This window comes from Anaerosporobacter sp., from assembly GCF_031551385.1.
GTDB lineage: Bacteria > Bacillota > Clostridia > Lachnospirales > Lachnospiraceae > Anaerosporobacter.
Genome location: NZ_JAVBNS010000210.1, coordinates 1 through 23,654 on the forward strand (window position 1 = coordinate 1; position 23,654 = coordinate 23,654).

Here is a 23,654-nt window from a genome sequence, read left to right on the forward strand (position 1 = left end):
TTCGTAGGGATAGTTAGGAAGTGATTGTCCATGTTTATTAACAGCTCCACGAAGAATTGTATGAGCAAGTGGGTTACCAGAAGTTTCTACTTCGCATCCACGGAATAGGAACGTATGGCTAGCTTGTGCAGCAACAACAGAGTTTAACATTACAGAAAGATCTCCGCTTGTAGGATTCTTCATACCAGCAGGAACGTCCATTCCACTGATTGTAAGTCTATGTTGTTGATCTTCAACAGAACGAGCACCAACAGCTACATAAGATAAGATATCATCAACATAAGGCCAATTTTCAGGATATAGCATCTCATCAGCGGCAGCAAGACCGGTTTCGGCAAGTGCGCGCAAATGCATTCTTCTCATAGCCATTAAACCTTCATGAAGATCAGGTTCTTTCTCTGGATTTGGTTGGTGAACGATTCCTTTATAGCCTTCGCCAGTAGTTCTAGGTTTGTTTGTGTAGATACGAGGAACGATTAATAATTTATCCGATACCTTATCTTGAACTTTAGCAAGACGATTGATATAGTCACATACAGAATCTTCATTATCTGCAGAGCAAGGACCAATAACAACTAGGAATTTATCTGATTCACCTGTAAAGATTTTTTTAATCATTTCATCACGGTCAGATTTCCATTTTGCGTGTTCTGCAGGAACTGGCAATGCTTGTTTTAATTCTGATGGCGACATAACTTCTTTAACTATTTTAAAACTCATTCTGATTCTCCTTTGCTATTTAAAATTCATAAGAATTATGGTAATATATTAGAAGTTATCTAATTTGCTCTTTATCGAGCAGAGATTGATAAGCATACTTGTAATAAACCAATGTATAATATGAACTAATCGCGTATTATAATGCGTTAATGTGTCGAAGTCTATTGTATACGTTTTCAAGGAATAAGTCAAATGTGAAATATAATGAAAGACTAATTATTATTGTAGACTGTGGAGGAAAAGGATGATTAAGATAAATCAAATGAAAAAGAGAGCACTTGCATGTGTGTTGATATGCAATATACTCTTATTAACGCTCAGTGCTTGCCAAAGTGATTCTGGTAACGCTACAAACAGTAAATCACAAGATAGTACAACAGCAAAGACAAGAGAAGAGGATAGTATCATTACAGGGAATTCAATAGTAGATGATTATAATGAACAAATAACAACAACAGGAAATAATGAAACAAATGATCCGAATGAATCCAATGATTCGAACGAAACAAATGAGTCAGAAAAGCCAAACACACCTAATACACCAAATGACTCAAATGATCCGAACGAAGCAAACGATCCCAATAACCCCAATAATCCGAATAATCCTAACGCTTCGAATATGACAAATTCACCGAATACAGGAAATGATACAAATTCTCCAAATGCATCAAATTCACCAGAGGAATCCAATAGTCCAAACAGTTCGAATGACTCGAATTCTTCAAACGAGGCAAATACGTCAAATTCACCGAATAGGTAAGAATCAAACATCACTGTATCTGAAAGATTTTGTAGCAAGAATTAACATTACTATAAGGAAAAGCGAAAGAATAACGAAACACATTATATAGCTTTCAGTATTTCCGGTAATTGCCACTCTGATTCCGGTAATAAAATATTCAAATGGATTGATAAGACTTAGATTCCTTATAATATGTGGTGCGTTCTCTAAGGAATAAAATGCTGTACTGCAAAGCATAAATGGTAATGTAACAAAGTTGCAAAGCATATTTGCATGAGCTTCATTTTTGCAGAAGCGTGATACAATAAAACTAAGAAAAATATAGCACAGTGCAGATAGAATGATTACTGGTAAGCATAAAATAATTGATAGGAAATGAATATCTAATTTAAGAACTATAATTCCCACAATTAGGACAATTAAACTGCTAACAGCAGAAATACAAGTCCATGCTCCAGATACGCTTACAATGTATTTCCAAAGTGGCAGAGGTGTTATATGCAAAAGATTATAAACACCTCTGCGACGTTGGGATAAAACTGCAAAGGCAGTTGTCATAAAGGCATAGAATAATACACTTACAGCAGTCATTCCAGTCAAAATAGAACTACCGTAGTTATCAATGCTTATAAAGTAACTCAAAGCAAGAGTACCTCCAATAGGTATAATTAATGACCAGAAAAACAAATATACATCTCTAAAAGCAGATTTTAAAGTTAATTGAAATATTTTCTTCATAATAAAATTCCTCCTATTTACTCTCTGTTAAAATTAGATATAATTCTTCTAAGTTTGAAACATTGAATTTTTCTAATAATTCTTTCGGATTACCATCTGCAACAACATTTCCTTGATGTAAGAAAACTAAACGGTCGGATATATTCCATACTTCATCTAAGTCATGCGATGAAAATAAAACAGTTATTCCTTTTTTCGATAGACTATCTATAAGTTTTTTAATTTCATATCTAGCTTTTGGGTCAAGACCTGCCGTAGGCTCATCTAATACAATTAATTCTGGTGAATGTAATGTTGTAACAGCGATTGATAATCTTTTTTGTTGTCCGATAGATAACCTGCTTGCTAAAGTATTACGAACTTCATATAGGTTGCAGTTTTCTAATATTGTCTTAATATCTTCATTGCTCAATGTTTGATTATAGAGAGAAGCAAAGAAATATAAATTTTCTTTGGCTGTATAACCTTCAAAGAAAGGGGTAGCTTGTAACTGTACGCCAATTTTAGCATTGTAGTTATTACACCAATATTTGATAGTTCCATAGTCAGGTTTTATCATACCCAACAACATTGAAATAGTAGTAGATTTTCCAGCTCCATTTGTTCCTATTAGAGCTAATTTTTCACCTTTTCTTATTTCAAAGTCAATGTTGTTAATCACAGTTCTAATTCCGTATTTTTTTGTTAAATTTTTTGCTTTAATTAAATAATCCATACATTATTCCTCCTTTGGTCAATGGGAAATACTCAATGTTGAGTATTGGGGTGATTTTTTTCTCCCCATAAAGGGGAGAAGCTAAATAATTTCTAACAGCTCTTCAATATATTCTTTTTGTAATCTTGTAATACCGAACATATTCTTAAAGCTACTTGCAACAATAGGTGGGAGATGATTTCCTAAAGCTTCGTTTTTTTCTTTTAAACCTTTATCAAGTTCATCTAATTGATTTTGTAAGAAGTCTCTTTGTTTGAGTAATGCTGTTCGAGCCTCCTCTTTAGGTACTTTATCAATAAAGGTTATTGCAGAATAAAGTGTTGTAGGGAAATTTGATGAAGGTTTCGTTAGAGAGTCTAAAATAAGCTCTTTAAGAAAGCTCTTTCCCTTTTCAGCAATTTTGTAAGTTGCTTTTTGTCTAAGTCCAGTTTGTTCAATACTATCAATTTCTATATAGCCATCTTTCTCTAATTTCTTCAAAGCATGATAGATCGAACCAACAAGAACACCACTCCACATTTCTGCATTTAGTTCTTGCAGAGTTGTTTGAATATCATAACCAGACATTGGCTGTATCTCTAACATTCCAAGAACTATAAGTTGTGTCATTGCAACACCTCCTCAGATACTCTATGTTGAGTATTATACGATGAGTATATGCCTTTGTCAATACCTTCGAGAAAATATATTTTTATGTAGTGCCCATTAGTGTTTTAAAATATTCACATTTATCCATAAGTGTCTCAAAGCTATCAAAGCCAATGAGCTTACCTTTTTGCAACACTACAATTCCGTCGTATTTTTTTAGGATACGAGCGTCAAGCTTGTGTGTTACAACAATTCTTGTTGTTTCTTTAAGTTCTAAGATTGTGTTTTCAACAACGGCTGATGTAGTTGTATCAAGAGCAGAGGTAGCTTCATCTACGAGTAATATCTGTGTATCACGTAGTAAACTTCTTGCAATGGCAATTCGTTGCTTTTCGCCACCTGAAAGCTCATTTCCGTTTTCGCCACATTTGTAATTATAACCCTTTTCTTCGAGCAATGTTAAAAGTCCCGCTTGTTCAGCAACATTTTTAACGTGTTCGCTGTTTGAATTCTGAAACATCGTGATGTTATTGGCTATATTATCATCAAAGACATATACATTTTGCCAGATTACTGAAATGTTATCGTACAAGCTATCTACTGATAAATCACGAAGTTCTTTACCTTGATATGTAACGTTTCCTGTATAATTCTTAAAACTGCCCATCAGTAGATTGAGTAGAGTTGATTTTCCGCTTCCTGAAGATCCTACAATAGCATAACATTTTCCCTCTTCAAAGGTTAGTGAGATATTCTCTAAAACATGTTCTGCTTCATTATAGCTAAAAGAGGCGTTTGTTAATGCGATTTGACCGATGCTACCTTTTAGTTGCAATGTACCCATTTCTTCGCCAATGTTCGATAATGCCTCATCCATTTTATAAACTAATGCCATAGCTGCTTTACGGTTTGCCAGTAGAGAAGGAATTGATTGTACAGGTTGAATAATATAGTTCATCAATTGGACAAAGGCAACTAAAACACCAGCCGTTATCTGTCCTTTAATTACGAAATAAGCTCCAAGAATCATAACACTTCCCTGTACTAAAAATCCCGAGCAATTTCCAACTAAACCAATCAGTGATTCTGTTTTTCGGCGGTGACATTTGGTATGTTCCAAAACGGCATTATTTTTCTCGAATAACTCTTGGATTTCTCTTTCTGCTTTGAAACTTTTGATGACAGAAAACCCACTTAAATAATCTTTGATAAGCCCTACAAAACTTTCATTTCGTTCGCTGACTTTTTTTTCTTCACTAGCAAGTTTTCCGCCAAGTGTAACAGAAACGAGGAAGGAAAATGCTGTGAATCCAACGGCACTTATAGTGAGCCAGACATGATACCAGAACATAATTCCAAGTGCAATAACAAAAAAAGCGCAATTTAGGAGAATTGTAAAATTAGCCTGCAATAAGTTACCTTCAATAGAATTGATATCATTTGTTAATGCGGAAATATAACGCCCGGTCGATTCTTTTGAAAATGTGAAGATGCTTTTTTTCAAGATGCCAGAAAATACACTTTCTTTGTATTGGCACATTGCTCTTTCAATAAAACGATTGCGAAAGTGACGTTCTACAAGCCAGCCAATGCTAAGTAGTATAATATAGATACAAGACATAATGATAGTTCCTTTAATATTACTTATATCCTTACTTGTAGCAACATCTAGAATGTTTTGCAGAATCACTGCGACACCAACGAGCAGCACGGCATTATAGATAAGTGAAATCATTGTCATAATAAAATTTAGTTTATTTTTCTTCATAAAATATGTGGTAAGTTTCATTTAGATTCTCCTCTTTTCTAGCTAAAGTAATGGGCGTTCCTCACCGTCCCAGTTGTTAAAACCAAGTAAGGGCTTATCAATAAGATTTGATGCAAAATACAAGAAAGGAACAAGAGATAGCATTTCACCAAAATATTCACAACAATTATAGAAGCGTTGTTCGCCTTGCTCTGTTTCTGTATTATAGCTGTGTAGAAAACCATGTTTACTTAACTCTTCTAATATTTCTTTCGCTTCATTTGGTAATAGTGATAGGTGTTTTGCAAGAATATTATTAGATAAAGCAAGTTGTTTCCTACCATATAGAAACATCAACGTTTTCATTCGATTTGGTTTTCCGAGCATAGAAAACAATGCTTCGTATTCTTCTGGTTTGTGCAATGTTTTTTGTTTGCTATCTTTGGGTTCTGGCATTAAGAAGAAGTAATGGGCATTTTCGTTTAATCGCATTAGTGAGAGTCCTTTCTCAATTGATAGAAGAGAGGTGAATTTCTGTTCATATGAGATGGGAATTGCTTTCATCTGCAACGTATCAATCATTACCTGAGGATTCATATCAAAGACACCTTGTTGAATGCACCAGCAATAATAAAATGCTTTTTCAAACCGTTTTTCTTGCTCTGTATGATGTAGTTCCCATATTATTGATTTTCCCAAATCTTCTTGGACCTCCTGTGTCTTTCCGAATAGATTATCAATACTTACTCCGAAGTAATCAGCAATTGCTGGCAGTAATTCAGCATCAGGAGTACCCCCACATTCCCAGTTAGATACTGCTTGTGCAGTAACTCCAATTGTCTTTCCGACCTCTTCCTGTGTAACACCTTTTTCTTTTCTTAATGCATGTATTCTACTTCCTAATACGCTTTTCATAGTAACCTCCTGTATCTATGTCAATGAATATAGTATCTCTTCTCAAGTTATGCTTTTATTTTATAACAACTATTGCTTTAGTTCAAACAAGTATATCGCTATAAAATCAAATAATGTTTGGATTTATAGGCATAGTTATCTTCTTTTGGCTGGAAGAAAGAAATAGTTTAGATAATTTGAGAAAGTTCGAAAAGAGAAAATATTACTAGAAAAAAGACCGTTTTTCATTCATAGAAAACGGTCTTTCTTTAATATCTATAGCTATAGACGATTTGTAATTATTTCAAGAATACAAGATAACCAAAGTATGCTACATAACAAATAATCATAATAATTCCGCCCTTTTTACCAACTTTACGGTCACGGAATACACAAACAAGTAATATTACAGCAGCGGCAATCGCAACAATAGTGTCTATAATAAAACTTTTCGCGAAAGGAACAGGTGTAATAAGGGAGGTAGTTGCTAGTACGAATAAGATATTGAATAGGTTACTACCAACAATATTACCAACTGCAATATCATCTTTTCCTCTTTTAGCAGCAGTAATGGAGGTGATTAATTCTGGTAATGAAGTACCAAAAGCAACAATTGTTAAACCAATAAAACGAGGACTCATACCGAAGATTTCAGCAAGTTTAGTAGCGCTATCTACCGTGATATTACTACCGATAATGATAGCAGCCATACCAAGAACTGTTAGTAAAAGTAGAATTGGCATCTTATCTTTTTCACTGGCTTCTGCAACCTCATCTGCTTGAGCTTGTCCAGATTTTGATAGTTTAATTAAATAGATGAAGAAAATAATAAACATAACCCATAAGATTACGCCATCAACAAAACTAAGTGTTCCGTCTAATCCAAGTAATAATAGAACTAAGGTAGTGATAATTACATAAGGTAGTTCAAAGCGGAGTGTCGATTTTTGAATTGTTAATGGAAGAATAATAGAAGTAATACCGATAATGATTAAGATATTAAATATATTACTACCAACGACGTTGCTTATTGCAATATCTGCATTTTTATTAAGGGCAGCCGTAATACTAACTGCAGCTTCTGGAGCACTTGTGCCAAAAGCAACAATAGTTAAACCGATAACAAGTTGGGGAATATGGAATTTGTCAGCGATTTTTGAAGAACCTTCTACGAATTTATCTGCACCCTTAATAAGGAGTACAAATCCTAAGAGTAGAAGAAGTAGTTGAACAATTATTTGCATTGAATTCACCTTTTCTTTCGAATAATTTTAGTAATACAGATGATAAAAGTATCAAAAAATATTTTAAATTGACAGATAAGCAATGTCAAGGTGTTTTGGAAAGATTTAATCTAATAATAATGTTATGGTGGTGATATTTTTGCGAAAAATCATGAAAATAGTAGTTATTGCAATTAGTATTTTAGTAATCGGCAATTATCTATACAAAAAGACCTCATTATATTTTTTTGAAATACCACATTCGCCAGTTTCTTTGCATCTTAATAAAGAAAGTGTTGTTTTGGAGAAGGGGGAAACATTTCGTGTATCGGTATTTGTAATTAACAAAAGGGTCTATTATAGTTCAACAGATTTTAAAGTTGCCTATGTAAATCTGAATGGGAAAGTATTTGCTAAAAAACCAGGGGTAGCATTTATTGTAGTGAAGGTAGGTAAGAAGACGCTAAAGTGCAAAGTGCGAGTAATTGCAATAAGTAAGAAGTCGTTAACGCTAGATGTTGGAGAGAGATATCAACTTCATGTGGAAGGCGATGGCATCTTGAAAGGCGTTACATGGAAATCAAGTAATTCTTCTGTTGCATATGTCAATAAATTTGGTTATGTGACGGCAAAAAGGAAAGGAACAACCGTTATAACAGCAAAAGTATATGGGAAAAAACTTACGTGTAAATTAAAAGTCGAATAGTAATAGTCATATTTTTGAGATAAGCTGATTACAATATAGTAATACTTACAAACATTAGAAGAGGGTAGAATGAGTAAGAAGAGAGTATATAAGTTAATTACACTTCTTGTATTGATAGTAATGGTTGCCACTAATGTTGTCAGTGCATCGACAATTGGCATACAAGGGTTAAATAGTAGTAAGATGTTAAGTACGCAAGATGAGAAAAAAACAGATGATAATGAGCAAAAGCAAGATGAAAAAACAGAAGAAAAGGTAACGCAAAGTACTACAGAAAATGCACAGGTTGCGCAGGCGGACATTGGATTTACGTTAGAATCAAAGAGTATTGTACTCATGGAAGCGTCAACAGGAGCAATTTTATATTCGAAAGATATGGATAAACAAGTAGAACCAGCTAGTATAACAAAAATTATGACATTGCTACTGATTTTTGATGCAATTGATTCTGGAAAGATTAAACTAGAGGATTCTGTCAGTGTAAGTGAACATGCTGCATCAATGGGCGGTTCACAGGTTTATCTTGAGCCATATGAAACACAGACAGTGAATGATATGATTAAATGTATCAGTATTGCAAGTGCGAATGATGCTTGTGTGGCTATGGCGGAATATATAGCAGGTTCAGAAGAGGAATTTGTTAATCGAATGAATCAAAAAGCGCAAGAGTTAGGAATGAAGAATACGCATTTTGTGAATTGTTGTGGGTTAGATATAGCGAACCATTACTCAAGTGCGCTAGATGTAGCGCTTATGTCAAGAGAATTGATTACAAAGCATCCTGAGATTAGTAGCTATTCAACTGTATGGATGGATACAATTACACACACAACGAAAAAAGGCTCAAGTGAATTCGGGTTAACAAATACAAATAAACTTGTTCGTACATATAAAGGGATAACTGGTCTTAAAACTGGCTCAACAGGAAAGGCAAAATACTGTCTATCAGCATCAGCAAATCGCAATGGCATGGATATGATTGCAGTAGTAATGGGGAATCCGAATCCATTGCAAAGGTTTGTAGAAGCGGCAAAATTATTAGATTATGGATTTGCTAATTGCAGCCTCTTTGTTGATGATCATAAGGAACTGGTAATCCAACCCGTTATTGTAAAGAGGGGGTTAGAAGAAACGGTTGAAGGTAAGGTAAGTGGAGAGTTTCATTATCTGTGTTTAACGAATACGAATCCAGAGGAGATTAAGAAAGAAGTAACGATGGTAGAAGAAATCAAAGCTCCTATTGAAGAAGGAAGTAAACTGGGAGAGATTATATATACCTATAATGGGAAGAAAATTGGTTCGATTGATATTGTTGCAGTAAAGCAAATAAAAGAGGCAAAGTTTAAAGATTATTTTGGAAAGATATTACGAAAATTTTTCTTATCATATAAAGAATAACATGATATAATGAAGCATTAGGAGTCCAAATATTAAAGTATAGAAGGAGGATTAGAGATGATAAAAATAATTTTGGGTATAGGTATTATTGTTATCCTGTTTCTATTCCTAATGCATAGGGAGAATCATCATTTAACCGTGTCTAAGTATAAGCTACATTCCGATAAATTGCCAAAAGAGTTTGATCATGCAAAAGTGGTTTTTCTAACGGACTTACATAACAATACGTTTGGTAGGAATAACGAACATCTACTTAGAAGAATACGGAATGAGCATCCGGACTATATAATGATAACGGGAGATATGTTAATCGGTCATAAAAAAGCAGATTACTATGAAACACTGGATTTTCTTAAAACGCTTAGTGAGGAGTTCCCGATTTACTATGTAAATGGTAATCATGAGCAAAAGTTATCGGAAGGGGAAGAAACAAAAGATACAATTTATAAGGAGTATCATGATATCTTAGTAGCGAATGGAATTCATTTTGTACATAATAAAACGCTTAAGATTAAGAGAGATGATGCAATAATTCATGTAACAGGATTAGAAATTGCGTCGGAGTATTACCATAAATTCAATCGACCTGAGATGAAGGATGAATATATTAAGGAGTGCATTGGAATATGTGATTCTAAAACATATACAATTCTATTGGCACATAATCCAATGTACTTTGATTACTATGCTAAGTGGGGGGCAGATTTAGCGTTAGCAGGCCATGTGCATGGAGGGATTATGCGTTTGCCATTCCTTGGTGGTTTAATATCTCCGCAATATATATTATTTCCTCAATATGATGGTGGTAGATATGAACAAAATTCTTCAACAATGTTACTTTCTAGGGGATTGGGTGTCCATACATTAAAGATTCGTATCTTTAATCGTCCAGAGATGATTGTATTTACATTACATCGAAATTAACACCTTACAGGTGGGTGGATTTTACTTGCGTAATTTTGCATATCTTACTATAATAGATTATGTATGACTATAAAAAACAATGTGGAGGTTCCGATGAGAGAGGCATTACTAAGTGTTGGGGCGACATTGATTGCAGCAATTGTAATTATGATTTTACATGAGCTACCAAAATCAATCATATATTGCGTAAGAAGTCGAGCCGAATGGAAAGCGCAGCCTGATTATAAACAGAGGATAAAACGAACAGTAAGAGATATATTTAAGTTTTGGAAGTACATAGATCCAATAGGCGTGTTACTTTGTGTAACTACATATTCTGGTTTTTCCAAACCGTATATGTATCGAATGAAAGATAGGAAAACGAATAAAATAGCTGGTTATGCTGGTTTTGTTATACTTATATTAATAGCAGCAGTGAGTATGTTGATATTAAAAACGAATTTTATCGCAGTTAATATTAAAGAGGTAACAGCGATAAATGATGTTCGTACAATTCTAGTACCGTTTTACTTCGTTTATTTCATGGCGTTTGTTAGTATTAATATGATTTTTATTAACATGATTCCAATTTCAACATTTGATATGGGATTACTTATTGCTGGATATTCGCCAAGTAAGTATTTTTCTATTATAAAAAATGATCATAACATTAAGTTAATATTATTATTTACAGTATTGTTAGGAATTGTATCTGCAATTAGTAGTTTAATTATGGATACTGTGTTAGCGATACTATAAGAAAGATGGTGCAGACATGGGCATACCTGTTAAATTAGAAGCATTTGAAGGCCCGCTTGATTTACTTCTTCATTTAATTGATAAGAATAAAGTAAATATCTATGATATTCCGATTGTTGATATTACGAAACAATACATGGAATATATACAAGACATGGAAACGAAAGACCTTGATGTTATGAGTGAATTCTTAGTTATGGCGGCTACTCTTGTTAATATCAAAGCAAGGATGCTTCTTCCAAAAGAAAAGAACGAAGAGGATGAGGAGATTGATCCACGACAAGAATTGGTAGAACGTTTACTTGAATACAAGATGTTCAAATTCATTTCAACAGAATTAAAAGATAAACAAGTAGATGCAGAGAAAGTAGTATTCAAACATGCATCCATTCCGAAAGAAATCTCGTCTTATAGAGAAGAAGTTAGTATAGAGGATATCCTTGGAGATTTGACGTTGGCAAAATTACATGAAATTTTTGAAGCTGTGTTGAAGCGTCAAGAGGACAAGATTGACCCAATAAGAAGTAACTTTGGTAAGATAGAAAAAGAAGAGATTACATTAAGTGATAAGATGATTGACATTGAAGAGTATGCTAAAAAACATAGAAAATTTAGTTTTCGTAAGATGCTAGAATTTGTGCAATCTAAGATGGAGGTTATTGTTACCTTCCTTGGAATACTGGAACTTATGAAAGTTGGAAAGATAGAGATATGTCAAGACAATGTATTTGAAGATATTCGAATACAATATACGGGACAAACAGAATAAAGGATAAATGGTGTAACATGGAAATTAACAAGTTAGAAGCAGTAATAGAGGCGATATTGTTTACAATGGGAGAGGCGGTAGAGCTAGAGAGAATTGCCGCAGCAATTGGTCATGATGAGGAAACAACAAGAAAAGTGATTCGCAATATGATGGACAAGTATGATGCTGAGGATAGAGGAATTCAAATTATTGAGTTAGAAAAGTCTTATCAGATGTGTACGAAAGTGTCTATGTATGAATCAATTATTAAGTTAACGCATATCCCTAAAAAACATGTGCTTACAGAAGTTTTGCTAGAGACATTGTCGATTATTGCATATAAACAACCGATAACAAAGCTAGAGATTGAGCAGATTCGTGGAGTTAAGACAGACCATGCAGTCAATAAGCTGATTGAGTATAACTTGGTTTGTGAAGTTGGTAGATTAGATGCACCTGGTAGACCAATCGTTGTTGGTACAACAGAAGAATTTTTAAGAAGTTTTGGAATAACATCGATTGAGGATTTGCCTATTATTAATCCAGAGGTTGTTGAAGATTTCAAACATGAAGCAGAAGAGGAAGTGCAGTTGCAATTAAATGTTTAAGGAAGAACGTATGAATTGGCGAGGTATTTTACAAAATGATATAACATATCATTTTAGCAGTTATAAAGAATAAAGAATTAATAGGAAGAGCACTCCAGATGTTAGATAAATACAATCTAACATTTGGAGTGCTCTTCGTAAATGTAAATCTTATTGAAATAAGGATGTTATTGTACAAATTGTACAAAAAACATGTATAATAACATACAATATATGGGATTGAAAAAGCAGTTATGTAATATAAATATAAAATAATGTATTGATAATTGTGCAATAAAACGAATGAAACATCTTGCGTAATGAATTATATAATGATAACATATAATTGATAAAAAAATATCAAAGACATAGGAAAGGGGCTTACCATGTTAACGCAAGACGAAATGAAAAAAATGGATGCGATTATGTTGTCGCATGACTATAGCCAAAATGCAGTGATTGCAGTATTACAGGAAGTACAGAAGGAATATCGATACTTACCTGAAGATGCATTATGCTACATAGCAAAGGGATTAAAACTAAGTGATGCTAAGGTTTATGGAGTAGCAACATTTTATGAGAACTTCTCATTAGAACCGAAAGGCAAATATGTTATTAAATGCTGTGATGGGACAGCATGTCATGTACGTGGCTCAGTACCAATTCTAGAAGAGTTTCGTAAACAGCTTGGAGTAACAGAGAAGAATCCAACAACAGAAGATATGTTATTCACAGTAGAGACAGTATCTTGTCTTGGCGCTTGTGGACTAGCACCAGTATGTACAGTTAATGACGCTGTATATGCGGCGATGACACCAGAAAAGGCAGCAGAGTTAATTGCTAAGTTAAAGGAGGAAGTCGCACATGAGAATTAATACAAGAGAAGAGTTAGAAGCAAAACGTAAAGAGTTTAAAAGGGCGCTTGATACACAACACAAACAGATTTTAATTTGTGCAGGTACTGGTTGTGTAGCAGGAGGTTCTTTAGATATATATGCAAGACTACAAGAATTAATTGAAGCAAAGGGATTAAAATGTTCCGTAGCATTAGAAGAAGAACCACATGATTCTTCTATTGGTGTTAAAAAGAGTGGTTGTCATGGATTTTGTGAAATGGGGCCTCTTCTTCGTATAGAGCCAATGGGATGGTTATATATTAAAGTAAAAGTAGAAGATTGTGAAGATATCGTAGAGAAAAGTATATTAGGTGATGAAGTAGTAGAACACCTTGTTTATAAAGATAAAGAGGGTAACATATATAAGAAACAAGAAGAGATACCATTCTATCGTCAACAAACGAGAGTTGCGTTAGAGCACTGTGGACAGATTAATGCAGAATCAATTTCTGAATACATAGCAGTAGGTGGATATTCAGCAGTAGCAAAAGCTTTGTTTGAGATGACTCCTGAGGATATTGTTAATGAAATAACAGAATCTAGTTTACGTGGTCGTGGGGGCGGTGGATTCCCAACAGGAAGAAAATGGGCGCAAGTATTACGCCAACAAGAGGAAACAAAGTATGTTGTATGTAACGGTGATGAAGGTGATCCTGGTGCATTCATGGACCGTAGTATGATGGAAGGTGATCCTCATAGAGTAATTGAAGGCATGATGATTTCTGGTATTGCTACGAAAGCAAATTTTGGATATATCTATGTTCGTGCAGAATATCCATTGGCAGTTTCACGTTTGGAAAACGCAATTGCTCAAGCGGAGGAATATGGCTTGCTTGGTAAGAATATACTAGGCTCAGGATTTGATTTTGAACTTAAAATCAGTCAAGGTGCAGGAGCTTTTGTATGTGGTGAAGGTAGTGCGTTAACAGCTTCTATTGAAGGAAATAGGGGTATGCCAAGAGTAAAACCACCTCGTACAGTAGAGAAGGGGCTATTTGAAAAACCAACGGTATTAAACAATGTTGAGACATTTTGCAATGTACCTTCAATTATAGATAACGGTGCAGCATGGTATCAGACAATGGGGCCAGAAAAGAATCACGGAACAAAAGCATTTGCATTAACAGGTAATGTGCAAAATACTGGATTAATTGAAGTTCCAATGGGTACGACACTTCGTGAAGTAATCTTTGATATTGGTGGTGGCGTAAAAGGTGGAGAATTTAAAGCGGTACAAATTGGTGGACCATCTGGCGGATGTCTTTGCATCAGTCCAACAGAAAATCATTTGGATTTAAAACTTGATTTTGATTCGCTTAAAAAAGTTGGAGCTATGATTGGTAGTGGTGGTCTTGTTGTAATGAACGACAAGAGCTGTATGGTTGAAGTGGCACGATTCTTTATGAATTTCACGCAAAATGAATCTTGCGGAAAATGTGTACCTTGTAGAGAAGGTACAAAACGTATGTTAGAGCTACTAACTGATATAGTAGAAGGTAGAGGAACATTAGAACATATTGAGATGTTAGAGGAGTTGGCACAGACAATCTCTGCAACAGCATTATGTGGACTTGGAAAGACAGCGGCATTCCCGGTTGTCAGCACATTAAAGTACTTTAGAGATGAGTATATTGCTCATGTTGTTGATAAAAAATGTCCAGCGGGACAATGTAAAGCATTAGTTTCTCTTCAAATTGATCCTGAACTTTGTAAAGGCTGTAGCAAATGTGCCAGAATGTGTCCAGTTGGTGCGATAACTGGTGAAATTAAGAGTCCATTTGTAATTGACCAAACAAAATGTATCAAGTGTGGAGCTTGTAAAGATGGCTGTAAGTTCAATGCGGTTGTCGAAGTGTAGGGAGGAGAGAATATAATGTCAAAGTATATGATTATAGATGGCAACAGAGTGGAATTTGACGATGAGAAGAATATCCTAGCTTTGGTACGTAAGGCTGGAATTGACTTACCTACATTCTGTTACTATTCAGATTTGTCCATTTATGGGGCATGTAGAATGTGTGTAGTAGAGGACGAGTGGGGTGGTGTCATTGCTTCCTGTTCAACACCTCCAAGAGATAAGATGGTAGTTAAAACAAATACTCCAAAATTGCATCAACATAGAAAGATGATTTTAGAGCTTTTATTAGCAGCACATTGTAGAGATTGTACCGTTTGTGAAAAGAATGGAAAATGTAGACTACAAGAGTTAGCACATCGTTTTGGGCTTAGAGATATCCGTTTTAAGAATACAAGTGAGGAAGTCGCGCTTGATACTTCTTCAAAAGCAGTTGTAAGAGATCCAAGTAAATGTATTCTATGTGGTGACTGTGTAAGAATGTGTAACGAAGTTCAGAATGTTGGAGCAATTGATTTTGCACATCGTGGAGCGAAGATGGTAGTAACTCCAGCCTTCGGAAGAGATTTAGCGGATACAAATTGCGTAAATTGTGGGCAATGTGCGGCAGTCTGTCCAACAGGAGCAATTATTGTTAAAAACAATCTTAAAGATGTATGGAAAGCATTATATGATGATTCCAAACGCGTTGTTGTGCAAGTAGCACCAGCCGTTCGTGTAGCACTTGGTGAAGAATTTGGTCTACCAGCAGGTGAAGATGTAATGGGTAAAATAGTTGCAGCATTACGCCGAATTGGATTTGATGAAATCTATGATACTTCTGTAAGTGCAGATTTAACAGTAATGGAAGAGTCAAAAGAGTTTGTTAAGAAGTTGGAGTCTGGTGACAATGCATATCCACTCTTTACATCATGTTGTCCAGCATGGGTTCGCTATGCACAGACAAAACATCCTGAGCTTACAAAGTATGTTTCATCATGCAAGTCACCAATGGAGATGTTTGGTACTGTAATTAAAGAGCATTTTAAATCAAGGGATGACGCGGAAGATAAAACAACAATTTCTGTGGCTGTAATGCCATGTACAGCAAAAAAAGCGGAAGCGGCAAGAGAAGAGTTTGCAAATAATGGCGTGCCAGATGTTGATTTTGTAATTACAACAACAGAACTTGTTAAGATGATTAAAGAAATTGGTATCCAATTCAACGAATTAGAGCCTGAAGCTACGGATATGCCATTCTCATTATACTCAGGAGCAGGTGTTATCTTTGGTGTTACAGGTGGTGTTACTGAAGCTGTAATTCGTCGTGTAGTAGAAGATAAGAGCCAACAAGTTTTAAAAGATATCGAATTCCTAGGTGTTCGTGGCTTAGATGGGGTTAAAGTATGCGAATTACCAATAGGTGAAACAACACTTAGAATTGGTATTGTTAGTGGTCTAGGCAATGCAGAAAGCTTAATTCAAAAGATGGAAAGTGGAGAAGAACATTTTGACTTTATTGAAGTAATGGCATGTCCGGGTGGTTGTATTAGTGGTGCAGGTCAACCATTCTCACATCAACCTGAGAAATTAAGACGTGCAAAAGGACTATACAAGACGGATAAAGTTGCACAAATCAAGAGAAGTGAAGAAAATCCACTTATGATGGCGTTATATGAAGGTATGTTAAAACATCGTACACATGAATTACTACATGTGGAGTATCAAGCAGATAACGAGTAGGTAGATTGAGGAGGATGTTGCTTATGTTGATTAGTGTTTGTATTGGGAGTGCATGTCATCTAAAAGGTTCTTATGACGTAATAGATAAGTTGCGTGAGTTAGTGGAAGAGAATAATCTTGGAGACAAGGTTGAACTAAAAGCTGTATTTTGTCTTGGGAATTGTCAAAATGGAGTGTCTGTAAAGATTGATGAAGAAGAGAACATATACAGTGTAACAAAGAAAACCGTTAGTACATTTTTTGAAGACGTAGTAAAAACAAAATTAACAGCTTAATATCTTTCCCCTTGCTTTTTTAAGAAGAATCATTTATCTTATACTGTAGATAGATATGATTTTTCTGAATATAATAACGTGCAGAAGCATGGAGGGAATTATGAGCAACGACAAAAAGATAGACAATCTAGATGATACCCTTGATTGGGAATATATGCAGGATTTTTATGAAGAGGGTCCTCAAAGAGAGGTAAAATCTCTTGAAGAATATGCATTAGGTGCGGAAGAACCATTGACAGAAAGCATTGAAGAAATTGATAAAGGTAATAATAAGTTACTCAAGACGATTGAAGATGTTAAAACAGTTCGTGAATTATTAAGTACTGGAAAGTCAATAGATGAAATCGCAGAAACGTTACAGGCGGATGTAAACTACATTCATACCATTGCAGTTACATTAGGCTATAGTACCGAAGATAGTGGTGATATTGCAATTGCCCATCTTGTTATGATGGAATTTGAATAAGCTACAAGCAATGTAAGTTTAAAAACAGAAACAGTCACAGCCGAGAGTGCATGCACTTTCGGCTGTGACTGTTTCTGTTTTTAAACTTATGTGGCGACAGCCATTCTGTTGCAGAATTAACATCTTTTTTGGTTGTTCTATCGTGTGTCTTCCTCCCAGAAGCCATCTATTTCTTTTAAAATATCCTTTGCAGGTGTTAAGGTTGCATCAATGATAGATTTTTCTGTTTTTCGTAGATAATATTTTATCATGTGATAACCACAAGCATATCCAGCACAATATGGTAAACCTACTGGAAAATAATTTTGCATAAGAGCCATTTCATCACCATACAAATAAGCTGTTAAGTTATCTAGTCCCTGCACATCAAGCCCGTCTCTAATAATAGGCTTAATATAATTATTGAGTGTTTCCATATTGGTTTTGCTTACCCAAGGGCCGAGGTTTTCTTCACCATATAGACTGGTAGCAAAATTTTCTGCAAGCCCTTCATTTACCATCATTTCAGCAAGTGTGATATCATCTCGCCATTTTATAAATTGAAAACGGACATTGTGATTTGTCTCGTGTGCAAGTGCAACGGGTAAACGTTTCATTGTAAATTCAGTTGGTTGCAGCCATGCAAATATATATCCAGGAATACCACCATCGCCACAATATCCATCATTTATTTTTGTATATGGACTATCTGGGTTTGCTAATAGAATGGTGAAGCGGTAGTCTTTTACGGGCAATTCAATACCTTTTTGTGTAAAACAGGAAAGAGAATCATGAATGGCAGCCTTACAATCGTCCCAGAAGGTATCTGATGCTAACAAATGAATATCGGTAAGCCATGATTCATCAATTTCGATAGGGGGTTGAAATCCTAACATATTACTTGCCAAAATGATGTCATAACCATTTTCTTCTTTGGCTTTTAAAGGAATATGATAGTACTCCCATTTTTTCTCAAAGGGTTTCATAAGTTCAAAGCGGTAAATATCCTCTTTTTTATCAGGTGAAGCGGTTGCTATTTTTTTATAGGTATTATCAGAACGGATAGCAGTTACATTATAATTCATTGTGTTTATCCTCTCTCTACTGTCAAGCTCTTAAGTTGTGATTTTTCGGGCTTTCTGTGTGTGATTATGATAGTTATCATACACTATAACGAAACGTAAGAGTCAATAGAGATTTGGATTGAAAGCCATTTGAATTGAAAGAGCTATTCTTTTTTAGACAGGCAAGCCTGTGCAAATGATTCAAACAATTCTCGCATCTCATCTGTTCTCGCAAACATCATTTCGGGATGCCATTGAACAGCAATAGCATAAGGATGACCTTTTAGTTCCAGCGCTTCAATCACATTGTCAGAACTTCGCCCTACGACTTGCAGATTAGCACCAGGAACAGCAACAGCTTGGTGGTGATAGCTATTAACAAATATGCCATCTCCAAATAACTCGTATAATTTCGAGCCTGGTGTGAAGTCTACTTTGTGAATACCGCGATGCCGTTCTGATTTTTGCATATGTAGGATTGTTTCGTTCGGTATATCGCCCATATCTTGATGAATTGTTCCGCCTAGACATATGTTTAATAACTGTATTCCTCGACAGATAGCAAGGATCGGTTTTCTGCTACGCAATATTTTTTTCGTTAATGCAATTTGAAATACATCTAGTTTGTTGTTTACTGTTCCGAGATTCTTTGAGGGTTCTTGATTGAAATAGATTGGATTGATATCGACACCACCACTTAATACAAATCCATCACAAATGTCTATATATGTGTCTAGCATTTCGTATCTAGTAACTGGTGGGATAATGATTGGGATTGTCTGAACCTTTTCAAGGGCTAGGACATATTCATCATTAACATACATGTGATCAGTTCCAAGGGTGTCGGCAAATTTGATATTGGCAAGTACGCCTATAATTGGTGATGAAGCCAAGAGGGTTTCCTTCTTTCATACTCATTATAATTAAGTATATTGTGGGTATGGGAAAATAATACGGGCGAATAGAGTTTCTCGAAGCAAAACTTTAGGTTTTTAAAAAGCGTATTCGCTGCTGCACTATAACACAAAACACGCTGCACACCTAAGTACTTCTAAATGTGTACGGGTAGGTGTTGGAATAGTTACGGAACCGCCTTCGATTCGGCATCCTGCCTCAGCTCAGGCTGGCATCGGCATCCATGCCTCGCCTTCCTAGGTTGTGGAGGTACACACTAAGAAGTGCTATAGGTGTTTCGCTATCGTTTTTTAGTTATAGTGCAGCAACGAATACGCAGTTAAGATATTGAAGTTTTGCTTGGGTAAGTTATTGGCACACAAGTACGGGGAAGGTGTTGAATGAATAACTATTCTTGGGGATTTAAGTTAGGAGGAGGTTGCTAATTAAAACTAACGAACGCATTTACAAAAAACAATTTCAAAAACGAGATTCAAATTGGCATCGTCCTAAAGTTAATAATAGTCTTTTGAATACTTAAATTATTATATGGGGAAAAAGTGGAGTGGAAAGAGATAGAGGAAAAAGAAAGGAAGCGAATTGACAATTTCAAGGAAAAGTAGTATGATGAAATGGTAGTACATAAAAGACTACTAAAGTGATTAGCAAAAGAAAATATGAAGATAAGAAAGTAAGAAAGTAAAAAGTAAAAAACAAAAGATTAGGAATAAGAATTGAAATTTAATAATTGCGATATGAATAGTACAAGGACACCTTTGTCCTTGAGAGGAGAGAATAATATGGGGTTTAATAATATTGATGAAATTGAAGAGTTAGTTAAGGCGTTTTCTGAATTGCCTGAAGTTTTGGCGATTACACTTGGAGGGTCAAGAACTTCTGGTTATTGTGATAAGGATTCGGATTACGATGTGTACGTATATTCGGAAGAACCTGTTCCTGCTTCGAAGAGGAAGGCTATATTGATGAAATATTGCCAGTATACGGAGTTTGAGAATACGTTTTGGGAGGAAGAAGATGACTGTATTTTAAATTCGGGTACGGTTATTGAGATTATTTACCGAAACTGCAATGCAATTATAGAACAATTAGAGAGTACAGTTATTAATGGAAATGCGAATAATGGTTATACTACTTGTATGTGGAGTAATGTAATGTCGAGTATCATTTTGTATGAGAAGGATGAGATGTATTCGAACTTAAAAGAACGGTTTGATATTCCTTTCCCTGCGATTCTAAAGAAAAATATTATTAGAAAGAATTATCAGCTACTAACAGGATATATTCCATCTTTTGATAGTCAGATACGAAAAGCATATAAAAGAAACGATATGGTAAGTGTAAATCATCGTATTACGGAATATCTTGCGTCGTATTTTGACTTGATATTTGCAGCAAATGAGATGCTACATCCGGGTGAAAAACGTATGCTTACGATTGCTTTGGAGCGTTGTGAATACCTACCTAAGAACATGGAAGATATTTCGAATCTACTAAAAAATATGTTTGATGAAGAAAAGATGACTTATTATCTTAAGCAATTAGAAGAAAATATGACTAAATTTATAATAAAATATAGCTTGTTGCCTTGAGTTAATGCGAATTAGTTGTTATAATAGAGAGTGGCTTGTACATAGACGACGGAGTCAATTTGGCTCCGTTGTTCTGCCCTTGGCAACAAGGGTAACTTTATTTTCTGCTAAAAAGATTGGAGTTTTTGATGTTAGAAAAATTTTATCCAGATGAATATGTAGACAGTACATATTCAATTGACTTTAAACAGCTATTTGATAAGGGGTATCGAGGAATCTTGTTTGACATTGATAATACACTTGTTGAACATGGTGCAGATGCAACAGAACGTGCGAAAAATCTATTTGCCAACTTAAAAGAAATAGGCTTCTCTGTTTGCTTGATTTCGAATAATCAAAGGGAGCGAGTGGAGCGATTTAATAAAGAGATTCAGGCTAATTATATCTATAATGCACACAAACCAAGTACGAAGAATTATTACAAAGCCATGGAGCTAATGGGAACAACACCAAAGAATTCTGTCTTTGTTGGAGACCAGTTGTTTACGGATGTATATGGTGCAAAACGAGCAGGAATGACATCGTATCTGACAAAACCAATTGATCCCAAAGAAGAGATACAGATTGTGCTAAAGAGATATCTAGAGAGAATTGTGTTACATTACTATAGAAAACATTTATCAAACAAACATAAGGAGTAGTTATGAGAATTCTAATTATTAATGGACCTAATATTAATTTTATCGGTATACGTGAAAAACAGATTTACGGTGACGAAGGATTTGCAAAATTATTAAAGATGCTAGAGCAAAAGGCAAAAGAAGAAGGAATAGAAATAGAAACATTTCAAAGCAATGGTGAAGGCGAAATTATTGACCGTATTCAAAAAGCATATTTTGAAGAGATGGACGGTATCATCATCAATCCAGGTGCTTATACTCATTATAGTTATGCAATTTGTGATGCCCTTGCATCTGTTGAAATGCCTAAGATAGAAGTTCATATCTCAAATGTACATAAGAGAGAAGAATTCAGACATGTATCAGTGACAGCACCAGCATGTACAGGACAGATAGTAGGTTTGGGATTAGATGGCTATCTATATGCATTGGAAGCAATTAAATCCATGATATCAAAACAAAAGTAGTAAAATAGTTTTTTGATTGGAGGACATTTAAATGAGTGTTAAAGAAAGAGTTGTTAGTATATTAGATGAATTAAATCTGGATGCTGTTTTGGTATCTGATGGATATAATATGCGCTATATAAGTGGATTTACTGGTGCGACAGGATACCTCTATGTATCAAGAAATCGTAGTATCATTCTAACTGATTTTCGCTATACAATCCAAGCGAATGGTGAAAGCAATGGATTTGAAGTAATTGAAATCGGTAATGGTGGTTATGTTGCGGCAATTAATGATTTGCTTGATGCAGATGCCGTTGAAAGACTAGGATTTGAAGATGATAATCTTCTTTATGCAAGCTATAGCAATCTAAATGAAAAACTTCACAAGAAGGAAATGGTTGCGGTTAAGAATGCCTTAACAAAACTAAGAATTGTTAAGACGGCAGAGGAACTTGAAAATATTAAGATGGCTGAACACATTGGTGATATTGCATTTACTAAGATTCTTGAGGTAATCAAGCCTGGTATGACAGAATTAGAAGTAGCAGCATACCTTGAATTCTTTATGAAGACAAATGGTGCACAAGGATTAAGTTTTGATTCTATTGTTGCATCAGGCGTGAATTCTTCTATGTGTCATGCGACTCCATCTGCTAAGAAGATTGAACTTGGTGATTTTGTTACAATGGATTTTGGCTGTATTTACAATGGATACTGTTCAGACATGACAAGAACAATTGTAGTTGGTAAAGCGTCTCAAGAACAAAAAGAAGTGTATAATACAGTTTTAAAAGCACAGCTAGAAGCTCTTGATGCAATCCATGCAGGTGTAGTTGGAAAAGATATTGATAAAGTGGCTAGAGACATTATTGATTCTACAAAATACAAAGGTTGTTTCGGACATGGTCTTGGACATAGCGTTGGATTGTTTATCCATGAAGAACCTAGATTTTCGGCATTGGAAGAAAGTATTATACTAGCCAACGTAACAGAAACTGTTGAACCGGGTATCTATATCGAGAATTTCGGTGGTGTACGTATTGAAGATTTAGTTGTTGTTACGGAAGATGGGCATATTAATTTCACTCATTCTGAGAAACAATTAATTGAATTATAGTGTTACTTGTCACAGCCTAATGGGAGGTGATAATAACACATTATAGTTAAAAGTATACAATACTTAAAAAAACAGTTGAAAAATAACGAATAATATTATAAACTTATTAGAGTTGATAATAAGGTTATCACATGTAGTCTATTGCATTTATGTAAATAGAACGTTAGATATGCAAAAGCATTTAAGGAGGAATATTATATATGGTATCAGCAGGTGATTTTAGAAACGGTTTGACTATT

The 23,654-nt window shown here is 34.9% G+C and carries 25 protein-coding genes; 16 read left to right on the plus strand and 9 right to left on the minus strand.

Features of this window, described 5'->3' with window-relative positions:
* Positions 1 to 720: 3-deoxy-7-phosphoheptulonate synthase (locus RMR19_RS16230; RefSeq protein WP_310604548.1), on the minus strand; the 720-nt coding region annotated here is incomplete at its 3' end.
* A gap of 244 nt (positions 721 to 964) precedes the next feature.
* On the opposite strand from RMR19_RS16230, the gene RMR19_RS16235 reads away from it, so the two are divergent.
* Entirely contained in the window at positions 965 to 1,480 is a 516-nt protein-coding gene (locus tag RMR19_RS16235; protein ID WP_310604549.1) for a hypothetical protein, read from the plus strand.
* Positions 1,481 to 1,483: 3 nt separating this feature from the next.
* On the opposite strand, the gene RMR19_RS16240 is transcribed toward RMR19_RS16235, so the two are convergent.
* The 6 genes from RMR19_RS16240 to RMR19_RS16265 all read right to left on the minus strand — a co-directional run bounded on the left by RMR19_RS16240 (position 1,484) and on the right by RMR19_RS16265 (position 7,388).
* Complete coding sequence (locus tag RMR19_RS16240) at positions 1,484 to 2,200, minus strand: ABC transporter permease (protein WP_310604550.1); 717 nt, start codon at positions 2,198 to 2,200, stop codon at positions 1,484 to 1,486.
* Positions 2,201 to 2,213: 13 nt separating this feature from the next.
* Entirely contained in the window at positions 2,214 to 2,915 is a 702-nt protein-coding gene (locus RMR19_RS16245) for an ABC transporter ATP-binding protein (protein ID WP_310604551.1), read from the minus strand.
* Positions 2,916 to 2,996: 81 nt separating this feature from the next.
* A complete protein-coding gene (locus RMR19_RS16250; RefSeq protein WP_310604552.1) occupies positions 2,997 to 3,524 on the minus strand; it encodes a PadR family transcriptional regulator in 528 nt (175 codons plus the stop codon).
* Positions 3,525 to 3,606: 82 nt separating this feature from the next.
* Positions 3,607 to 5,271, minus strand: a complete 1,665-nt coding sequence (locus RMR19_RS16255) for an ABC transporter ATP-binding protein (protein WP_310604553.1) — start codon at positions 5,269 to 5,271, stop codon at positions 3,607 to 3,609.
* Positions 5,272 to 5,313: 42 nt separating this feature from the next.
* On the minus strand, positions 5,314 to 6,165 hold the full coding sequence (locus RMR19_RS16260) for a helix-turn-helix domain-containing protein (protein ID WP_310604554.1): 852 nt from the start codon (positions 6,163 to 6,165) through the stop codon (positions 5,314 to 5,316).
* 278 nt (positions 6,166 to 6,443) lie between these two features.
* Positions 6,444 to 7,388 (minus strand): calcium/sodium antiporter, encoded by a 945-nt coding sequence (locus RMR19_RS16265; protein ID WP_310604555.1) that lies wholly within the window; start codon positions 7,386 to 7,388, stop codon positions 6,444 to 6,446.
* Between the two features lie 151 nt (positions 7,389 to 7,539).
* Here RMR19_RS16265 and RMR19_RS16270 point away from each other — a divergent pair, with 151 nt between their 5' ends.
* From RMR19_RS16270 to RMR19_RS16320, 11 genes are all read left to right on the plus strand, one after another.
* A complete protein-coding gene (locus RMR19_RS16270; protein ID WP_310604556.1) occupies positions 7,540 to 8,073 on the plus strand; it encodes an Ig-like domain-containing protein in 534 nt (177 codons plus the stop codon).
* Positions 8,074 to 8,142: 69 nt separating this feature from the next.
* Complete coding sequence (locus RMR19_RS16275) at positions 8,143 to 9,471, plus strand: D-alanyl-D-alanine carboxypeptidase family protein (protein ID WP_310604557.1); 1,329 nt, start codon at positions 8,143 to 8,145, stop codon at positions 9,469 to 9,471.
* Positions 9,472 to 9,528: 57 nt separating this feature from the next.
* On the plus strand, positions 9,529 to 10,395 hold the full coding sequence (locus RMR19_RS16280) for a metallophosphoesterase (RefSeq protein WP_310604558.1): 867 nt from the start codon (positions 9,529 to 9,531) through the stop codon (positions 10,393 to 10,395).
* 93 nt (positions 10,396 to 10,488) lie between these two features.
* Complete coding sequence (locus tag RMR19_RS16285) at positions 10,489 to 11,133, plus strand: hypothetical protein (RefSeq protein ID WP_310604559.1); 645 nt, start codon at positions 10,489 to 10,491, stop codon at positions 11,131 to 11,133.
* A 16-nt stretch (positions 11,134 to 11,149) separates the two neighbouring features.
* On the plus strand, positions 11,150 to 11,902 hold the full coding sequence (locus RMR19_RS16290; RefSeq protein ID WP_310604560.1) for a segregation and condensation protein A: 753 nt from the start codon (positions 11,150 to 11,152) through the stop codon (positions 11,900 to 11,902).
* 17 nt (positions 11,903 to 11,919) lie between these two features.
* Entirely contained in the window at positions 11,920 to 12,489 is a 570-nt protein-coding gene (scpB, locus tag RMR19_RS16295) for an SMC-Scp complex subunit ScpB (RefSeq protein ID WP_310604561.1), read from the plus strand.
* A 365-nt stretch (positions 12,490 to 12,854) separates the two neighbouring features.
* The gene (locus RMR19_RS16300; protein ID WP_310604562.1) at positions 12,855 to 13,343 is read left to right on the plus strand and encodes an NADH-quinone oxidoreductase subunit NuoE family protein; all 489 of its coding nucleotides are present in this window, start codon (positions 12,855 to 12,857) and stop codon (positions 13,341 to 13,343) included.
* Positions 13,333 to 15,222: an NADH-quinone oxidoreductase subunit NuoF gene (locus RMR19_RS16305; RefSeq protein WP_310604563.1), complete on the plus strand. Its 1,890-nt coding sequence runs from the start codon at positions 13,333 to 13,335 to the stop codon at positions 15,220 to 15,222. Before RMR19_RS16300 ends, RMR19_RS16305 begins: the two co-directional genes overlap by 11 nt.
* Positions 15,223 to 15,237: 15 nt before the next feature.
* Entirely contained in the window at positions 15,238 to 16,941 is a 1,704-nt protein-coding gene (locus RMR19_RS16310) for a [FeFe] hydrogenase, group A (protein ID WP_310604564.1), read from the plus strand.
* Positions 16,942 to 16,964: 23 nt separating this feature from the next.
* A complete protein-coding gene (locus tag RMR19_RS16315; protein WP_310604565.1) occupies positions 16,965 to 17,216 on the plus strand; it encodes a (2Fe-2S) ferredoxin domain-containing protein in 252 nt (83 codons plus the stop codon).
* 100 nt (positions 17,217 to 17,316) lie between these two features.
* Entirely contained in the window at positions 17,317 to 17,682 is a 366-nt protein-coding gene (locus tag RMR19_RS16320; RefSeq protein WP_310604566.1) for a hypothetical protein, read from the plus strand.
* Between the two features lie 137 nt (positions 17,683 to 17,819).
* On the opposite strand, the gene RMR19_RS16325 is transcribed toward RMR19_RS16320, so the two are convergent.
* Both RMR19_RS16325 and RMR19_RS16330 read right to left on the minus strand, forming a co-directional pair.
* Entirely contained in the window at positions 17,820 to 18,746 is a 927-nt protein-coding gene (locus RMR19_RS16325; protein WP_310604567.1) for a DUF2268 domain-containing protein, read from the minus strand.
* A gap of 143 nt (positions 18,747 to 18,889) precedes the next feature.
* On the minus strand, positions 18,890 to 19,618 hold the full coding sequence (locus RMR19_RS16330; protein WP_310604568.1) for a gamma-glutamyl-gamma-aminobutyrate hydrolase family protein: 729 nt from the start codon (positions 19,616 to 19,618) through the stop codon (positions 18,890 to 18,892).
* An 801-nt stretch (positions 19,619 to 20,419) separates the two neighbouring features.
* On the opposite strand from RMR19_RS16330, the gene RMR19_RS16335 reads away from it, so the two are divergent.
* The 4 genes from RMR19_RS16335 to RMR19_RS16350 all read left to right on the plus strand — a co-directional run bounded on the left by RMR19_RS16335 (position 20,420) and on the right by RMR19_RS16350 (position 23,415).
* Positions 20,420 to 21,229: a nucleotidyltransferase domain-containing protein gene (locus RMR19_RS16335; RefSeq protein WP_310604569.1), complete on the plus strand. Its 810-nt coding sequence runs from the start codon at positions 20,420 to 20,422 to the stop codon at positions 21,227 to 21,229.
* A 128-nt stretch (positions 21,230 to 21,357) separates the two neighbouring features.
* On the plus strand, positions 21,358 to 21,870 hold the full coding sequence (locus RMR19_RS16340; protein WP_310604570.1) for a YqeG family HAD IIIA-type phosphatase: 513 nt from the start codon (positions 21,358 to 21,360) through the stop codon (positions 21,868 to 21,870).
* A 2-nt stretch (positions 21,871 to 21,872) separates the two neighbouring features.
* Complete coding sequence (aroQ, locus tag RMR19_RS16345; RefSeq protein WP_310604571.1) at positions 21,873 to 22,316, plus strand: type II 3-dehydroquinate dehydratase; 444 nt, start codon at positions 21,873 to 21,875, stop codon at positions 22,314 to 22,316.
* Positions 22,317 to 22,347: 31 nt separating this feature from the next.
* The gene (locus tag RMR19_RS16350) at positions 22,348 to 23,415 is read left to right on the plus strand and encodes a M24 family metallopeptidase (RefSeq protein WP_310604572.1); all 1,068 of its coding nucleotides are present in this window, start codon (positions 22,348 to 22,350) and stop codon (positions 23,413 to 23,415) included.
* Positions 23,416 to 23,654: the final 239 nt, after the last annotated feature.

Bases quoted from the DNA above. Each gene is read 5' to 3' on its own strand.
- RMR19_RS16235 (WP_310604549.1), top strand. From the start codon at position 965: ATGATTAAGATAAATCAAATGAAAAAGAGAGCACTTGCATGTGTGTTG.
- RMR19_RS16240 (WP_310604550.1), bottom strand. From the start codon at position 2,200: ATGAAGAAAATATTTCAATTAACTTTAAAATCTGCTTTTAGAGATGTA.
- RMR19_RS16245 (WP_310604551.1), bottom strand. From the start codon at position 2,915: ATGGATTATTTAATTAAAGCAAAAAATTTAACAAAAAAATACGGAATT.
- RMR19_RS16250 (WP_310604552.1), bottom strand. From the start codon at position 3,524: ATGACACAACTTATAGTTCTTGGAATGTTAGAGATACAGCCAATGTCT.
- RMR19_RS16255 (WP_310604553.1), bottom strand. From the start codon at position 5,271: ATGAAGAAAAATAAACTAAATTTTATTATGACAATGATTTCACTTATC.
- RMR19_RS16260 (WP_310604554.1), bottom strand. From the start codon at position 6,165: ATGAAAAGCGTATTAGGAAGTAGAATACATGCATTAAGAAAAGAAAAA.
- RMR19_RS16265 (WP_310604555.1), bottom strand. From the start codon at position 7,388: ATGCAAATAATTGTTCAACTACTTCTTCTACTCTTAGGATTTGTACTC.
- RMR19_RS16270 (WP_310604556.1), top strand. From the start codon at position 7,540: ATGAAAATAGTAGTTATTGCAATTAGTATTTTAGTAATCGGCAATTAT.
- RMR19_RS16275 (WP_310604557.1), top strand. From the start codon at position 8,143: ATGAGTAAGAAGAGAGTATATAAGTTAATTACACTTCTTGTATTGATA.
- RMR19_RS16280 (WP_310604558.1), top strand. From the start codon at position 9,529: ATGATAAAAATAATTTTGGGTATAGGTATTATTGTTATCCTGTTTCTA.
- RMR19_RS16285 (WP_310604559.1), top strand. From the start codon at position 10,489: ATGAGAGAGGCATTACTAAGTGTTGGGGCGACATTGATTGCAGCAATT.
- RMR19_RS16290 (WP_310604560.1), top strand. From the start codon at position 11,150: ATGGGCATACCTGTTAAATTAGAAGCATTTGAAGGCCCGCTTGATTTA.
- scpB (WP_310604561.1), top strand. From the start codon at position 11,920: ATGGAAATTAACAAGTTAGAAGCAGTAATAGAGGCGATATTGTTTACA.
- RMR19_RS16300 (WP_310604562.1), top strand. From the start codon at position 12,855: ATGTTAACGCAAGACGAAATGAAAAAAATGGATGCGATTATGTTGTCG.
- RMR19_RS16305 (WP_310604563.1), top strand. From the start codon at position 13,333: ATGAGAATTAATACAAGAGAAGAGTTAGAAGCAAAACGTAAAGAGTTT.
- RMR19_RS16310 (WP_310604564.1), top strand. From the start codon at position 15,238: ATGTCAAAGTATATGATTATAGATGGCAACAGAGTGGAATTTGACGAT.
- RMR19_RS16315 (WP_310604565.1), top strand. From the start codon at position 16,965: ATGTTGATTAGTGTTTGTATTGGGAGTGCATGTCATCTAAAAGGTTCT.
- RMR19_RS16320 (WP_310604566.1), top strand. From the start codon at position 17,317: ATGAGCAACGACAAAAAGATAGACAATCTAGATGATACCCTTGATTGG.
- RMR19_RS16325 (WP_310604567.1), bottom strand. From the start codon at position 18,746: ATGAATTATAATGTAACTGCTATCCGTTCTGATAATACCTATAAAAAA.
- RMR19_RS16335 (WP_310604569.1), top strand. From the start codon at position 20,420: ATGGGGTTTAATAATATTGATGAAATTGAAGAGTTAGTTAAGGCGTTT.
- RMR19_RS16340 (WP_310604570.1), top strand. From the start codon at position 21,358: ATGTTAGAAAAATTTTATCCAGATGAATATGTAGACAGTACATATTCA.
- aroQ (WP_310604571.1), top strand. From the start codon at position 21,873: ATGAGAATTCTAATTATTAATGGACCTAATATTAATTTTATCGGTATA.
- RMR19_RS16350 (WP_310604572.1), top strand. From the start codon at position 22,348: ATGAGTGTTAAAGAAAGAGTTGTTAGTATATTAGATGAATTAAATCTG.